This is a genomic window from Rhodococcoides sp. S146-33 (genome assembly GCF_059489205.1).
The window spans coordinates 1,146,562-1,161,798 of record NZ_JCAJWY010000002.1 but is presented as its reverse complement, the minus strand read 5'-3'; the positions used below and the strand labels follow the sequence as shown (position 1 = coordinate 1,161,798).

Here is a 15,237-nt window from a genome sequence, read left to right as displayed (position 1 = left end):
TAGGGTGCGATCCGATGAACAACGAACGCAGTCGGCTGATCGGCATCGGCTATCGAATGCTGGGGTCCTACAGCGACGCCGAAGACGCTGCGTCCGAGGCTTTGGTCCGGTGGTACCGACTCACCGATGTCGAACGGGACGCCATCGACGTTCCCGCAGCGTGGCTCACCCGCGTTGTGAGCCGCATCTGTCTCGATGTCCTCGGATCGGCCCGCGTGCGACGCGAGAACTATGTCGGTCAGTGGCTACCTGAGCCCGTGGAGACCATCGCCCCCGAGGGTGCCACGGATCCGGCCGATCGAGTGACGCAACAGGAATCGGTGACACTCGCGCTTCTTGTCGTTCTCGAATCGCTCTCTCCGGCGCAGCGAGTCGCATTCGTCCTGCACGACGCGTTCGCCTTGCCGTTCGACGAGATCGCAGCCGTGCTCGACCGCTCCCCTGCAGCATGCCGCCAGCTCGCGTCGGCTGCCCGAAAACAGGTGCACAGCCGCCACCTCACCTCAGCCGACCCCATCGAGCACGATCACGTCGTCCGCGCGTTCGCGTCCGCCTCGGGCAGCGGAGACCTCACGTCGCTTGTCTCGGTGCTCGCACCCGACGTCACCCTGATCAGCGATGGGGGCGGCCGCGTCTCTGCGGCGCGCAATGCTGTGGTGGGCTCGGACAGAGTCGCTCGCTTCGTCCGCGGCATCGCCGCCAAGGCAGCCGGCATGGACTGGAACATCGAACCGGTCAACTCCATGGCCGGCATCGTGATTCGACGTGACGGCCAGGTGTTCGGCGTCATCGGCTTCGACGTCCTGAACGGTGTGGTGGTCGACGTCTGGATCGTGCTCAACCCGGACAAGCTCCGGCACTGGACCTGATCGCTGCCAAACATCTGTGCCCGCTGCGTCGTCATACAGTCGAGACCCGCCACTCGTCGGGTCCTGGACCGATTCGACGAACAGGTGGAGACGTGATGAAGCTAGCCATAGCAGGTGGAACAGGAACCGTAGGAGTGCATGTCGTCGATGTCGCTCACGAACGCGGACACGAGGTCGTCGTTCTGTCCCGATCAGCGGGTGTGGATCTGGTCGACGGCTCAGGACTGTGCGGCGCATTGTCCGGCGTCGACGCGGTGATCGATGTCGCGTCGACGCAGAACGTCTCCGCGAAGGAGTCGACGGCGTTCTTCGATGCCGTTACCGGCAATTTGCTGGCGGCGGAGATCGAAGCCGGTGTCGGCCATCACCTGGCGCTGTCCATCGTGGGGATAGACAAGGCTCCGCATGCGTACTACGCCGGAAAGGTGAAGCAGGAACGCATTATTCGCGCCGGGACAGTGCCGTGGACAATTCTCCGGGCCACTCAGTTCCACGAATTCGCCGGCCAGATCCGCTCGCAGATGTCGTTCGGTCCGGTGAGCATCATTCCGAAGATGGTCTCCCAGCCGATCGCCGCGCGAGAGGTAGCCGAGCGATTGATCGATTTGGCAGAGAAGTCCCCGGCCGGCCGAGTCGCCGACCTCGGTGGACCGCGGGAAGAACGAATGGCAGAGATGGTTCGTAGGTACGCACGGACGATCGGTGCCCGAGGTCTGGTGCTCGAGCTTCCGATTCCCGGCGCGTACGGTCGCGCCATGCGCGACGGAACCCTGGTCACCACAACCGATTCGGATCACGGTCGACAGACCTTCGACCAATGGTTGGCCGCTCGAGAACAATGATCGTGCCGCCGAACTCGACGTTGTGAACGGATTTCAGTGAATTACCGTCCATAATTTCGAGTTCGGCGGATCGATATCGGACAATTCACCCTTTTCGTGAACCCAGACCGACCGAAGTGGAAATGGAGGCCCATTTCGCTCCCATGGCTCAGACGCGAGGACGATGATGGCGAACGACCACCATGGACGCTGGTTTACCTCGAAAGCTGGGTCGTGCGATGACGCAATCAACAGATCGGTACACCGCCAAAGTTATCGGAGTCACCATTGCCGCGGCCGTCGGCGGCTTCCTGTTCGGATTCGATTCGTCCGTGGTCAACGGTGCGGTCGATTCCATTCAGGAAAACTTCGCCCTGTCGTCGTTCGTCACCGGCTTCGCGGTAGCCATCGCGCTCCTCGGCTGTGCGGTCGGTGCCTGGTTCGCCGGCCGGCTCGCCGACAGCTGGGGCCGCAAGAAAGTGATGCTGCTCGGTTCCGCCCTGTTCACCATCTCGTCCGTGGGATCCGGGTTCGCCTTCAGCGTCCCGGATCTGATGCTCTGGCGAGTGCTCGGCGGACTGGGCATCGGCATCGCGTCGGTGATCGCACCCGCTTACATCTCGGAAATAGCGCCGGCTCGTTATCGCGGCGGATTGGCATCGTTGCAGCAGCTCGCGATCACAATCGGCATCTTCGCCGCTCTCCTCTCGGATGCGGTGCTGCAGAACGCGGCCGGCGGTCCGTCGAACGATCTGTGGTTCGGCCTCGAAGCCTGGCGATGGATGTTCCTGGTCGGAGTGGCACCCGCTCTCGTCTACGGCTTTCTCGCCACCCTCATCCCCGAGTCGCCCAGATACCTCGTCGGCAAGCACCTCGACGAGGAGGCGGCACGCATCCTCGGTGAAATCTCCGGAGAAGTGAATCCGAACGAGCGGGTCAAAGAAATCCGACTGACCTTGCGCCGCGAGTCCACGTCGTCGTTCGGCGATATCCGCGGACCCAAATTCGGTCTGCAACCCATCGTCTGGGTCGGCATCACGATGGCGATACTGCAACAGTTCGTCGGTATCAACGCAATCTTCTATTACTCGACGACACTGTGGAAGTCCGTGGGATTCAGTGAGAATCAGTCGTTCGTCACCTCGGTCATCACCTCCGTCATCAACGTCTCGATGACGTTCGTCGCCATCTTGTTCGTCGATCGATTCGGACGCCGGAACCTCTTGATGATCGGCTCGATCGGAATGTTCGTGGGCCTGGTACTGGCAGCCGTGTCGTTCACTCAGGCAGTGGGCAGCGGTGACCAGCTGGAGTTGCCGTCGCCGTGGGGTCCCGTCGCCCTGGTGGGGGCGAACTTGTTCGTCGTCTTCTTCGCCGCTACCTGGGGTCCGATCATGTGGGTGATGCTCGGCGAAATGTTCCCCAACCGAATGCGTGCCGTCGCACTCGGCATCAGTACCGCGGCAAATTGGGTTGCGAACTTCGCCATCACCCTGGCATTCCCCCCGTTGTCCGACACCATCGGACTCGGATTCATTTATTCGTTCTTCGCGTTCTTTGCGATCCTGTCGTTCTTCTTCGTCAAGTACAAGATAAGGGAGACCAAGGGCATGGAGCTCGAGGACATGGTGATCTGACATGCCTACGTTCGTCGTCGAATACGACTACGCACCCGACACATCCTCCGGCCGTGACGATCACCGGACCGACCACCGCGCCTGGTTACGAGAACTGGAGCGTCGCAAGATCCTTCGATCGTCGAGCCCACGCGCCGATCACAGTGGCGCAACGATGATCGTCGAGGGTACGGACAAGGAAAGCGTGGAACGCATGTTCGCACACGACCCGTTCGCACTCGCGCATCTCATCGAGCACGTTCGCGTCAGCGAATGGGCGACGGGCGCATAGCCCGTCGCCGGCAATCAAAGACTCTTGGCCCAATCCGAAACCCGCTGCACGACGTCCTCACACGTCAAACCGAGTTCGTGGTGCAGTTGTTCACGCGACGCGTGATCCAAGAATCGTTGTGGCACACCGAGATCGCGGCACGGAGTGTCGACGCCTGCTCCTCGCAGAGCCGCCGAGAGGGCAGATCCGATGCCCCCGTGCAGACCGCTGTCCTCGATGGTCACGACCAGTCGGTAGTCCTCGGCCAGCTTCAGCAGCGACTGCGCAATCGGGAGCACCCAGCGTGGATCGACGACGGCCACCGACAGACCGTCGTGCCGAAGTTTCTTCGCAGCCTCGAGGGCGAGTGAACCGAACACACCGACCGCAACGATCAAGACGTCGCCGGTCGCATCCGCTGGCTCGGCCAATACGTCGACGATTCCGTCCAGTCGCCGGACGGCCGAGACGGTCTCGGTGACAGCACCTTTCGGAAACCGCAGTGCAGTGGGTCCGTCGGACGTAGCGATCGCCTCGGCAAGCTCTTCGCGCAGAGTCTCGGCGTCACGCGGTGCCGCTACTTTCATTCCGGGAACGATGCCGAGCAGAGACATGTCCCACATGCCGTTGTGGCTGGCACCGTCGGCACCGGTGACTCCCGCACGGTCCAGCACCACAGTGACCGGAAGTCCGAGCAAGGCCACATCCATCAGCAACTGATCGAACGCGCGATTGAGGAATGTCGAGTAGATGGCGACCACTGGATGCATCCCACCGAGTGCGAGCCCGGCAGCCGATGTCATTGCATGCTGCTCGGCGATTCCGACATCGAACAATCGGTCGGGGAATCGAACGCCGAACGCAGCGAGCCCGGTCGGCGCGGCCATTGCCGCGGTGATCGCAACGACGTCCTCGTTCTGCTCACCCTGCTCGATGAGCGCTGCGGAGAACACCGAGGTCCAGTCCGGAGCCGATTTCGATCGAGCAAGTCCGGTCGCCGGATCGATGACTCCGGTGGCGTGCATCTGATCGGCGACGTCGTTCTCGGCATGGACGTAGCCCATACCCTTGCGCGTCACTGCGTGAACGATGACCGGTCCGCCGTACGCCTTGGCTCGGCGCAGAGCGGATTCCATTGCGTGCTGATCGTGGCCGTCGACCGGGCCCAGGTACTTGATGCCGAGATCGGTGAACATCACCTGGGGACTGAGGGCGTCCTTCACGCCGGCTTTCACGCCGTGCAGCATCCGGTACGCGGTGGGCCCGACTACCGGCATCTTGCGCACGATACGGCGCCCGTTGTCCAGCATTTTCTCGTACTCGGGCTGCAGTCGTAGCGCCGCGAGATGATCGGCAAGTCCGCCGATGGTCGGGGCGTAGGAGCGGCCGTTGTCGTTGACGACGATGACCAACGATCGATTGTGCCCGGCTGCGATGTTGTTCAGCGCTTCCCAGCACATGCCGCCGGTGAGAGCGCCGTCGCCGACAACGGCGACCACGTGCCGATCGGTCTCGCCTTTGAGCGCGAACGCCTTGGCCAACCCGTCGGCGTAGGACAGGGAGGCCGACGCGTGCGAGGACTCGACCCAGTCGTGTTCGCTCTCGGTCCGGGACGGATAGCCCGACAGACCACCCTGCTTGCGGAGTGTGTCGAACAAGCCGGTCCGCCCGGTGAGCATCTTGTGAACGTAGGCCTGGTGACCGGTGTCGAAGATGACGGGATCACGCGGTGAATCGAAGATGCGGTGGATCGCCAACGTCAGCTCCACCACGCCCAGATTCGGCCCGAGGTGGCCACCCGTGGCAGACACCTTCTCCACGAGAAATGCGCGGATCTCGCGGGCCAACTCGGCCAGCTCTGTACTACCGAGGTCGCGCAAGTCCTCGGGCGTCTGAATTCGCGCTAGGACACCCAACGAGATCGCTCCCTCCGGCCGAAAAAACACTGGACAATTCAGTCTACGGAGTTGTCGTCCCCGCGCCGCTCCGCCCAGCGTGGTGTCGGTGACACTACCGTCGAACTCCGAGGTGCCCCAGATCAGCCGCCCCTAACCTCGACGGTGATCCACAGGACACCACATACAGTGACGACCATGAGCAACGTCGTCGATGCCATCCTGTGCCGAGTTCACGAAATGTGCAGAGACGACACGACCGGTCAGGTAGCGGATTACATCCCCGAGCTCGCCGCCGTCACGCCGGACGGCTTCGGAATAGCACTGACCACCACCGACGGTTACGTCTACGAGGTCGGAGACACTCGACTCCCCTTCACGATCCAATCGATTTCCAAGCCGTTCACCTATGCGCTGGCGTTGGCCGACCGCGGGCTCCACGCCGTCGCGAACAAGATCGACATCGAGCCGTCGGGTGAGCCGTTCAACGAGATCAGCCTCGACCCCGTCACCGAGCGACCGCGAAACCCGATGATCAACGCGGGTGCCATCACGTCGGCATCTCTCATCGCAGGCCGGACACCGCAGGATCGCTTCGAGCGTATCCGCGCCTCGTACTCGCGATATGCCGGGAGATCCCTCAGCTTCAACGACGCCGTCTACCGTTCGGAGGCGCGAACCGGTAATCGGAACCGGGCGATCGGATACATGCTCCGTTCGTTCGACATCATCGATCACGACCCGGACGCGGCCGTCGACCTCTACTTTCGCCAGTGTTCGATCGACGTGACCGCGGCGGACCTCGCGATGATGGCGGCCACCATGGCCAACAACGGTGTCAATCCACGGACTCGAGAACGCGCGCTGGCACCGGTTCTCGTCGAACGGGTGTTGTCGGTGATGACGACGTGCGGGATGTACGACGGCGCGGGCGACTGGGTGGCCCGAGTGGGAATGCCCGCCAAGAGCGGTGTCGGGGGCGGGATCCTCGCGGTGCTCCCGGGACAGATGGGCATCGCCGTCTACTCACCGCGACTCGACTCCCACGGGAACAGCGTTCGCGGTGTCGCCGCCTGCCGGGAATTGTCGAACCGCCTCGAACTGCACTTTCTTCATGTCACACGTGCGGCGAAGTCGTCGATTCGCCGCAGGTACGTACTCACCGAGGCACCGTCGCGAAAGCGGCGTTCCGACGTCGAACAAGCCGCCTTGGCCGCAGTGGGAGACCGCGCCCGCGTGTACGAGCTGCACGGAGATCTGTTGTTCTCCGGTGCCGAGACCGCCGTGCGGGAGATCGGCGACCTGGACCGAGAACTCGACGCCCTCGTGATCGATGTGCGTGGTGTCGACGAGGTCAGTGACATCGCGCGCACGATGTTCGAGGATCTGCGCCAGGATCTCGCCGAACACGGCTGCGTGGTGTGTCTGGTGGATCCGAGGGCGATCATGGGACACACCAGCTCGAGTCTCGACCCGGCCGATCCGGCGGGCCGGGTCTATTCGAGCCTGGGTTCGGCCATCCAGTGGGCCGAGAACCTCCTGCTGGATCGGCACTGCGCAGGTCTGCGACAGCCGACCCAGATCACAGCCGCCGAACACCCGCTGCTGGCCGGACTGTCGGATGTTCAGCTGGAAGCGGTGACACCGTATTTGGAGAAGCGGCACTATTCCCGCGGTGACGTCATCGTACGGCGGGGCGACGCTGCCGCCGGCCTGTTCCTCATGCTGCGCGGCGAAGTGACGTCCACGGCCCTGGCGGCCGACGGCGGCACACATCGAATCACCACGCTGTCGCCCGGAATGAGCTTCGGCGAGATGCCGTTACTGATGGCCGTGCCGTTTCTTCTCGATATGGTCGCGGATACACCGGTCGATCTGGTGGTGGTCTCGGTCCGGCACTTCGAGGCACTCACTCGCGACGCGCCCGAGGTCAAACTGTCTCTGTTGGAAAATCTCGCCACCGGTGCGTACGGCCAGATGGCCGCGGTGATCAAAACGCTCGGGCGGTTCGACTTCGGCATGTGAGACCGAAGGCCGAACCGCCCGGAATGCGCCTGATGTCGGTCAGGCACCCAGCGTCAGCATGGTGAGCACTTCGGTGGGCTGCGGGGAGCCACCTACCGGCTCGAGGGAGAAGGCGAAGTTCGTCGATGATCCGAGACCGTCGACCACCGTGCCGTTCTCGGAGGTGAGCTGATCCTCGCTCACCACACCGGCGGATCTCGGTGAACCGTCCACGAACCACATTTGGTAGACGCGGCCGGGCGGTGGCTGCGGAACTCTGTCGAGATCGACGACGACAGCATCCTGGGAGAGCGAGTACGACACGGTTGCCGAGCCGCCACCGGGGAACTCCGCCGACGCCTGACGCGCATCGGGCGCAGCCACGATCTGATCGGCCTGCGACGGCTGGGCATCGTTACCCATCGTCTGCGTGACGACCACCACGCCGCCGACAGCGACAACCACGGCGGCAGCAGCCGACATCATCGAATAGCGCCAGGATTTCGAGCTCTCACGTCGATGCCGGTGCAGCGGAGTGACATTCGGCGGGAGCTCACGAACCGTGGGTTCCTGACCGCTCGAGGCAACTCGAGCGAGCACGTCGCTACGTAGTCGGGCCGGGGCAGGTGCCGCGTCGACCGCGGCGGCCAACGCCAAAGTCTCGTGGATCTCGGTGACGAGAACGTCGAACTGAGCGCGTGCGGTGTCGTCGACGCGCAGCCGTTCGGTTTCGATATCGCGTCGCTCGGCTTCGGTGGTCGCGTACAGGGCATAGACCTCCGCGTCGTCGAGGAGTCGTTGCCGTGACGATTCGCTCATTGCGGGATCACCCCCAGGCAATTCTTCAATTTGATCAATCCGTCTCGTATGCGCGACTTGATGGTAGGAACGGCGACCCCGAGCCGTTCCGCAACTTCGCGATAGGTGTAACCGCTGTAGTAAGCCATTCGTACCGACTCGCTCTGCGTATCGGTCAGAGTTTCGAGGCAGGCCACCACGGCCTCCGATTCGAGCCGTTGCGTCACCGTCTCGAGCACTTCGTCGTGTTCGGGTGTGTGGCTCACTGCGCCGTACGCCGCCTCACGGTCGGTACCCGACTGCTCGCTGCGAACTCGATCGACGGCGCGGCGATGAGCCAGCGTCATGATCCAGGCGAGTGGACTCCCCTGATTCGGGTCGTAATTCGGTGCTGCGCGCCAGATCTGGAGGAACACCTCCTGCGCGGTCTCCTCGCTGTATCCCGGGTCGCGAAGCACTCGCAGCACCATGCCGTAGACGCGCGCGGACGTGGCGTCGTACAAATCTGCGAATGCCGCTCGATCACCCTGGGCAACCGATGCCATCAACCGCCGAAGACGGTCCGTCTCGTCGGCTCGCAGATTCTTCAACTGTGGACTGGGTACGGCGCAGACGGCGCTGTCGTCCGTATAGCCCTCGGCAGCGTCGGGCAACCGGTCACGGCCGGCATCCGACGATCCGGACAACGGCGCGCTCATCGAAAGGTCGTCCCAACAGACGGGTTCATGATCGAGTTCATCGAACACGACACTAGTGGTCATAGTGCTCTCATATCGAAACCTCCGCGTTTTCCCGCCGCGGTACATATTCGGAACAAACCGGCCGAAGGATGGTTCGGGTACACAAATTCGTTTGCACCGAACTGGACCGCGATTCATCCTTGGTGGAGAATCGGACAATCGTGGGTAATCGGGCGATCGGCCCACCGGAGGAATCGAGAGACATGGCGGCCATCGAGACACGCGGTCTGGTCAAGCGTTTCGGGGCGAACGTCGCCGTCGACGGCGTCGATCTGTCCATCCCGTCCGGTGGGGTCTACGGCGTCCTCGGGCCCAACGGTGCAGGCAAGACCACGACCATCCGAATGCTTGCCACCCTGCTCCCGATCGACGGCGGTAGCGCGCGCGTCTTGGGGCACGACGTGGCGAGCGAACCCGAGGCCGTTCGGCAGAAGGTCGCTCTGACAGGCCAATTCGCCTCGTTGGACGAGGATCTGACCGGTACGGAGAATCTGGTTCTGCTCGCCCGATTGCTCGGATATTCACGACCAGCCGCCCGGTCGCGGGCCGAGCAGTTGCTGGCCGCGTTCGACATTGCCGACGCCGGGCCGAGGCAGGTCAAAACCTACTCCGGCGGAATGCGCCGACGCATCGACATCGCCGCCAGCATCATCGTCACTCCCGAGCTGATATTTCTGGACGAACCCACCACCGGACTCGATCCACGCAGCCGAAACCACGTGTGGGAGATCATCCGTGCATTGGTGGCGGGCGGGACGACGGTGCTTCTGACAACCCAGTATCTCGACGAGGCCGATCAATTGGCCGGGCGTGTCGCGGTCATCGACCACGGCAAGGTCATCGCGGAAGGTACGACCGGCGAGTTGAAAGCATCGGTGGGATCGAACTCGCTTCACCTCCGTGTTCTCGATGCCGCGCAACGAACTGCGGCCGCGCAGATCCTGCGAGATCTGCTCGGCGGCACCGTCACGGAGGATCTGGATCCGTCGACAGTCACGGCGCGTCTCGACAACCCGGCACAGGCCGCGCCCGTGTTGCCTGCACTCGAGACGGCGGGAATTTCCGTCGCGTCCTTCACACTCGGCCAACCGAGCTTGGACGAGGTGTTCCTTGCCCTCACCGGGCATGAGGCGGGAGTGGAGCCTGCAGGAACGACCCATCGGGCGGGAGTGGAGCCTGCAGGAACGACCCATCAGGCGGGAGTGGAGCCTGCAACCGAACTCGACCGAGAGGTGGCGTCGTGACCGCCGAAGCGCAGCAGTCGACTCCGAAGGCCTCGACCATCATCGACGTGCTCGGTGCCGGTGGGCCCCGTCCCCCGCGGCCCTCGTCGCTGTCCACGTCGTTGAGCTTCGGGTGGCGGGCCCTGCTCAAGATCAAGCACGTGCCCGAGCAGTTGTTCGACGTGACGGCCTTCCCGATCATGTTCACGCTGCTGTTCACGTACTTGTTCGGCGGCGCACTCGCCGGCTCGACCGACGCATACATTCAGTTCCTGCTTCCCGGCATTCTGGTGCAGACCGTGGTGATGATCACGATGTACACCGGCGTCACGATGAACAAGGACATCGAGAAGGGCGTGTTCGATCGTTTCCGCTCGTTGCCGATCTGGCGTCCGTCACCGTTGGTCGGCGCGCTGCTCGGCGACGTGGTGCGCTATACGCTCGCCTCGGTGATCGTGCTGATCCTGGGCTTCGTCCTCGGGTTCAGGCCGCAGGGTGGCCTGGTCGGCATCGTCGCCTCGATAGCTCTACTGCTGATGTTCTCGTTCTGTCTGTCCTGGATCTGGACGATGATCGCCATGATCGTGCGCACCGAGGCGGCAGTGATGGGTGTGTCGATGTTCATCCTGTTCCCGCTCACATTCGCGAGCAACATCTTCGTCGACCCCAACACGATGCCGGGTTGGCTGCGTGCGTTCGTGGACGTCAACCCGGTCAGCTTCTTGGTGACGTCTCTGCGCGGCTTGATGCAGGGCGATCTCGACACGGGCCAGTTGGGAGTGACACTGGTGCTGTGCGCCGTTCTGCTGGCGGTGTTCGGACCGATCACGATGCGGCTGTACAACAGAAAGTCCTGACGCGGCAGTTCGACATCTCAGCCGGTCAGGACGCTGCGCGCGCTCGATGCCGGCGCACCGCGTCGCGGTTGGAACACACCGTTCCGCAGTACCGCTGCGTGCCCGTTCGCGACGTGTCGGCAAATGCGAGCGAGCAGTCGGTCGCGGCGCAGCGAGAGAGGCGGGACATGCCGCGCCCCGTCAGATGCAACGCGGTGCCGACGCTCACCAGAGCCCGGATGACCCCGCCGAGGGCGATATTGGGATCGCGATAGTGCATGTGCCAACCGTCTCCCGCGTGGTCGGTCAACCTCGGGTACGCGGCCGCCTGCGCCAGTAGGACGTTGAGCGCCTCGGCCCGGTCGGTCTCTGTGTCCGCGTCCACGACACGCGCCCACTGGCCCAGGAAGTCCAGCGTGTCGGCCAGATCGGCGTCGGTCGCCGTCCAATCGGGAACCAGGCCCGCATCGACGCAGCGTTCGCCCAGTTCGGTCGCCGTGGTGGGCGGCGCGTTGAGCAGGTCGATACCGAGTTTCACCGCGTATTCGCCGTAAGGGTTGATATGCACAAGACCATTACATCACAGTGGACGCATGCACACCGAACACACCTGGACCACCCACTCCACCCACCCCACGAGCGAGGGTCTCGTCGGATACCAGGGCTGCCGATGCGGAGCCCAGCGCATCGTCTCGGTCCCCACCGAGAGCTTCGCACCCGTCGCCGAGGTTGCCCGTCATGCCTGACCGATCACTGCAGAGTGCGCGCCACCTCGGGCACCACGGTGTCGAGGGCGTAACCGATCGACAATGCCGAGTTGGTCGCGTAGGACCTCGCGATCACCGGGTCGGCACGACACCGACCTTTTCATCGGTAAGCAACCCTATTTTTTGACGAAACGTCCGATGCACTCCACATGACTGGTCAGCGGGAACGCGTCGAAGGCACGGATGTCGGTGAGCTCGTATCCCGCACCGCGGTACAGGCTCACATCTCGAGCGAACGACGCGGGGTCACAGCCGACGTGTACCACCGAACGAGGACCTCTGGCTGCGAGGGCGTCGATCACCTCGCGTCCAGCTCCCGCGCGAGGTGGATCGAGCACCGCTACCGCCACGGGTTCGGCCAACGCATCCATCGAACGCTCAACGCGTCCCGGCACGAACGAGACCTGCGTGAGGTCGGCCAGAGCCGAACGCCCGTCCTCGGCCGCCCGGCGGGAGAACTCGACGCTGGTCACGTGCCCTTCCGGCCCTACCCCCTCGGCGAGAGACGCCGCGAACACCCCGACACCGCCGTACAGGTCCCAAGCACCGTCGCCCGGAGACGTGTCCGCCCATTCCGCCACCACGTCCGTGTAGACCTGGGCAGCACCTCGATGGGCTTGCCAGAAGCCGGTGGCGTCGAGGGTCCAGGCCCTGTCCGAGACGTATTCCGTCACCCGGCCCGACCCGATCACGGCCTTCTCCGCTCGCGCCCGAGACGACGCTGCCCGACGGGCCGATGCCCCGCGGCGACCCGGGGATCTGCGCCCGGTGGTCGACAGCTGAGCCGGTGCGATCTCTACGACGTGCCGCGTACCGGCTCCGTCGAGCACCACTTGCAGTTCGGCACCCGGCCGCCACTGCTGGTCCGACAATCCCTCGAACGCTGCGGAATCCATTTGCGGACAAGATAATGCGTTGACGATCGAACTACTGCGATAGCGGTGGTAGCCCGGCCGCCCGCCGGAATCGACGGCAAGTCGAACGCGGGTGCGCCACCCGGTGCCGTCGCCGGTCCGCGGCAATTCCTCGACGCGCACCTCGCGCTCGAGACCGGCGACGCGTCGAAGTTGCTCGGCGACGACGAACGACTTCATCCGACGACCCGCATCGGCAGTCGCGTGGGAGTAATCGCAGCAGCCGGAGCCGCCCGGTCCGGCGATGGGACAGCGCGTGTCCACCCGGTCCGCGGACGCCGACAGGATCTCGACGGCATCGGCTCGACAGAACGATCCGCCTCGGTCCTCGGTCACCCGGGCCACCACCCGCTCACCGGGCAGCCCATGACGAACGAACACGACTCGACCTTCGTGGCGAGCCACGCAGAACCCACCGTGGCCCGGCGCACCGACTTCGACCTCGAGCAGCAGGCCGAACCAGCTCTCGGTCACTTGCCCGCCGGGGGCTCGTAGCCGCGACGCGACGCACCCGGTGCGTTGCCGAGCACCTCGCGCTTGGCCTTCTCGGACGAACGCAACTGCCAGGGCACGCTGGTGACCATCACTCCGGGTTGAAACAGCAGGCGGGACTTCAGTCGCAGCGCACTCTGGTTGTGCAGGACCTGCTCCCACCAGTGACCCACGACGTATTCGGGGATGAAGACGGTGACGACATCACGCGGTGAGTCGCGTCGAACACGCTTGACGTAGTCCAGAACCGGTTTGGTCACCTCTCGATAGGGCGACTCGACGACCTTGAGCGGCACCGATACGTCGCTTGCTTCCCATTCGCGCACCAGCGCACGGGTGTCGGCCTCATCGACGTTGACGGTTACTGCTTCGAGGTTGTCGGGCCTGGTCGCCCGCGCGTACGCCAACGCTCGCAGTGTCGGCATGTGCAGTTTCGACACCAACACGATCGAGTGGGTTCGGCTGGGGAGAACTCCGTCCCATTCCTCGTTCTCGAGCTCGCGCGCCACGGTGTCGTAGTGCTTCCTGATCATGCGCATCAGGATGAAGATCGCCACCATGGCGACGATCGCGATCCATGCGCCCGCCGCGAACTTGGTGATCAGCACGATGACGAGGACGGTGCCGGTCATTCCCAGACCCACACCGTTGACCACTCGTGACCGTTGCATGCGGCGGCGCTGCTCGGGATCGGTCTCGGTCGACAACAATCGGGTCCAGTGCCGAACCATCCCGGTCTGACTGAGGGTGAAGGACACGAACACGCCGACGATGTAGAGCTGAATGAGCTTGGTGACCTCGGCACCGAACACGACGACGAAGACGATCGCGGCTCCGGACAGGAAGAGGATGCCGTTGCTGAAGGCCAGGCGGTCACCGCGTGTGTGCAGCTGCCGCGGGAGGTAGCGATCCTGCGCCAGCACCGAGCCGAGTACCGGGAAACCGTTGAACGCCGTATTGGCCGCAAGAACGAGGATGAGGGCGGTGACGGTGGTGATGAAGAAGAATCCGATGGGGAATCCGCTGAAGACCGCCTCCGCCAACTGAGCGATGAGCGTCTTCTGTTCGTAGCCCTCCGGCGCGCCGACCAATTGGTAGTCGGGGTCCATGGCGTACTTGATACCGATCTTCTGCGCGAGCACGATGATGCCCATCAGCAGCGTGATGCCGATCACGCCGAGCAGAAGCAGCGTCGTGGCTGCGTTGCGCGACTTCGGCTTCTCGAAGGCCGGTACCCCGTTGCTGATCGCCTCCACACCGGTCAGTGCCGCACAACCGGACGAGAACGCACGCGCTACCAGGAACGCGAACGCAATGCCGTACAGGTGCGAATCCTCGGCCTTCAGATCGAAGGCCGCCGATTCGGCATGGATGTCGTCGCCGAGAACGTAGACCCGAAACAGGCCCCACCCCAGCATCAAGAACATGCCGCCCATGAAGGCGTACGTCGGAATCGCGAACGCCGTGCCTGATTCCCGGATGCCGCGGAGGTTGACAGAGGTGACCAAGACGATGGCCACCACTGCGAACAGCACCTTGTGCTCGGCCACGAAGGGCACCGCCGACCCGATGTTGGACGCGGCCGCCGAGATCGACACCGCCACGGTCAGCACATAGTCGACCATCAGCGCGCTGCCGACCGTCAGACCGGCGGCCGGCCCGAGGTTGGTGGTCGCAACCTCGTAGTCACCGCCGCCGGAAGGGTAGGCGTGCACGTTCTGTCGGTAGCTGGCCACGACGACGGCCATCACCACGCACACTGCGAGACCGATCCACGGAGTGAACGTGAGCGCCGAAATGCCCGCCACCGACAGCACCAGGAAGATCTCTTCCGGTGCATAGGCCACCGACGACATGGCGTCCGAGGCGAACACCGGCAACGCGATCCGCTTGGGAAGCAACGTATGACCGAGCTTGTCGCTACGGAACGGCTTACCGAGCACTAGCCGCTTGGCGGCAGTCGAGACCTTGGACACGGACAGAAGCGTAGG

At 63.9% G+C, this 15,237-nt stretch carries 14 protein-coding genes; 8 read left to right on the top strand and 6 right to left on the bottom strand.

What is annotated here, in order from left to right; genetic code table 11:
• Positions 1–14 precede the first annotated feature (14 nt).
• The 4 genes from sigJ (at position 15) to AC5WEY_RS13975 (ending at position 3,598) form a co-directional block, all read left to right on the top strand.
• On the top strand, positions 15–869 hold the full coding sequence (gene sigJ, locus AC5WEY_RS13990) for an RNA polymerase sigma factor SigJ (RefSeq protein ID WP_495646285.1): 855 nt from the start codon (positions 15–17) through the stop codon (positions 867–869).
• A gap of 95 nt (positions 870–964) precedes the next feature.
• On the top strand, positions 965–1,711 hold the full coding sequence (locus tag AC5WEY_RS13985) for an SDR family oxidoreductase (protein ID WP_495646284.1): 747 nt from the start codon (positions 965–967) through the stop codon (positions 1,709–1,711).
• A gap of 218 nt (positions 1,712–1,929) precedes the next feature.
• Positions 1,930–3,327 (top strand): sugar porter family MFS transporter, encoded by a 1,398-nt coding sequence (locus AC5WEY_RS13980; RefSeq protein ID WP_032377749.1) that lies wholly within the window; start codon positions 1,930–1,932, stop codon positions 3,325–3,327.
• Between the two features lies 1 nt (position 3,328).
• Positions 3,329–3,598, top strand: a complete 270-nt coding sequence (locus AC5WEY_RS13975; RefSeq protein ID WP_495646283.1) for a YciI family protein — start codon at positions 3,329–3,331, stop codon at positions 3,596–3,598.
• A 14-nt stretch (positions 3,599–3,612) separates the two neighbouring features.
• Here the strand turns inward: AC5WEY_RS13975 and dxs are convergent, their stop codons facing one another.
• On the bottom strand, positions 3,613–5,493 hold the full coding sequence (dxs, locus tag AC5WEY_RS13970; protein WP_495646282.1) for a 1-deoxy-D-xylulose-5-phosphate synthase: 1,881 nt from the start codon (positions 5,491–5,493) through the stop codon (positions 3,613–3,615).
• Positions 5,494–5,670: 177 nt separating this feature from the next.
• Between dxs and glsA the strand changes: the two genes are divergently transcribed.
• The gene (gene glsA, locus AC5WEY_RS13965; RefSeq protein ID WP_495646281.1) at positions 5,671–7,497 is read left to right on the top strand and encodes a glutaminase A; all 1,827 of its coding nucleotides are present in this window, start codon (positions 5,671–5,673) and stop codon (positions 7,495–7,497) included.
• Positions 7,498–7,536: 39 nt separating this feature from the next.
• On the opposite strand, the gene AC5WEY_RS13960 is transcribed toward glsA, so the two are convergent.
• Positions 7,537–8,295 carry an anti-sigma factor gene (locus tag AC5WEY_RS13960; RefSeq protein ID WP_495646280.1) on the bottom strand — a complete coding sequence of 253 codons (759 nt, stop codon included), beginning with the start codon at positions 8,293–8,295 and terminating at the stop codon, positions 7,537–7,539.
• The gene (locus tag AC5WEY_RS13955) at positions 8,292–9,035 is read right to left on the bottom strand and encodes a sigma-70 family RNA polymerase sigma factor (RefSeq protein WP_495646279.1); all 744 of its coding nucleotides are present in this window, start codon (positions 9,033–9,035) and stop codon (positions 8,292–8,294) included. The genes AC5WEY_RS13960 and AC5WEY_RS13955 overlap by 4 nt, the downstream gene beginning before the upstream one ends.
• 182 nt (positions 9,036–9,217) lie before the next feature.
• On the opposite strand from AC5WEY_RS13955, the gene AC5WEY_RS13950 reads away from it, so the two are divergent.
• Positions 9,218–10,258: an ATP-binding cassette domain-containing protein gene (locus tag AC5WEY_RS13950; RefSeq protein ID WP_495646278.1), complete on the top strand. Its 1,041-nt coding sequence runs from the start codon at positions 9,218–9,220 to the stop codon at positions 10,256–10,258.
• Positions 10,255–11,094: an ABC transporter permease gene (locus tag AC5WEY_RS13945; RefSeq protein WP_057478607.1), complete on the top strand. Its 840-nt coding sequence runs from the start codon at positions 10,255–10,257 to the stop codon at positions 11,092–11,094. Before AC5WEY_RS13950 ends, AC5WEY_RS13945 begins: the two co-directional genes overlap by 4 nt.
• A 25-nt stretch (positions 11,095–11,119) precedes the next feature.
• On the opposite strand, the gene AC5WEY_RS13940 is transcribed toward AC5WEY_RS13945, so the two are convergent.
• On the bottom strand, positions 11,120–11,641 hold the full coding sequence (locus AC5WEY_RS13940) for a CGNR zinc finger domain-containing protein (protein WP_495646277.1): 522 nt from the start codon (positions 11,639–11,641) through the stop codon (positions 11,120–11,122).
• 25 nt (positions 11,642–11,666) lie between these two features.
• Here AC5WEY_RS13940 and AC5WEY_RS13935 point away from each other — a divergent pair, with 25 nt between their 5' ends.
• Positions 11,667–11,819: a hypothetical protein gene (locus AC5WEY_RS13935; RefSeq protein ID WP_495646276.1), complete on the top strand. Its 153-nt coding sequence runs from the start codon at positions 11,667–11,669 to the stop codon at positions 11,817–11,819.
• A 137-nt stretch (positions 11,820–11,956) separates the two neighbouring features.
• On the opposite strand, the gene AC5WEY_RS13930 is transcribed toward AC5WEY_RS13935, so the two are convergent.
• Together AC5WEY_RS13930 and AC5WEY_RS13925 are read right to left on the bottom strand one after the other, a co-directional pair.
• Positions 11,957–13,228, bottom strand: a complete 1,272-nt coding sequence (locus tag AC5WEY_RS13930; protein ID WP_495646275.1) for a class I SAM-dependent RNA methyltransferase — start codon at positions 13,226–13,228, stop codon at positions 11,957–11,959.
• Positions 13,225–15,222, bottom strand: a complete 1,998-nt coding sequence (locus AC5WEY_RS13925) for an APC family permease (protein WP_495646274.1) — start codon at positions 15,220–15,222, stop codon at positions 13,225–13,227. Before AC5WEY_RS13925 ends, AC5WEY_RS13930 begins: the two co-directional genes overlap by 4 nt.
• Between the last annotated feature and the right edge of the window lie 15 nt (positions 15,223–15,237).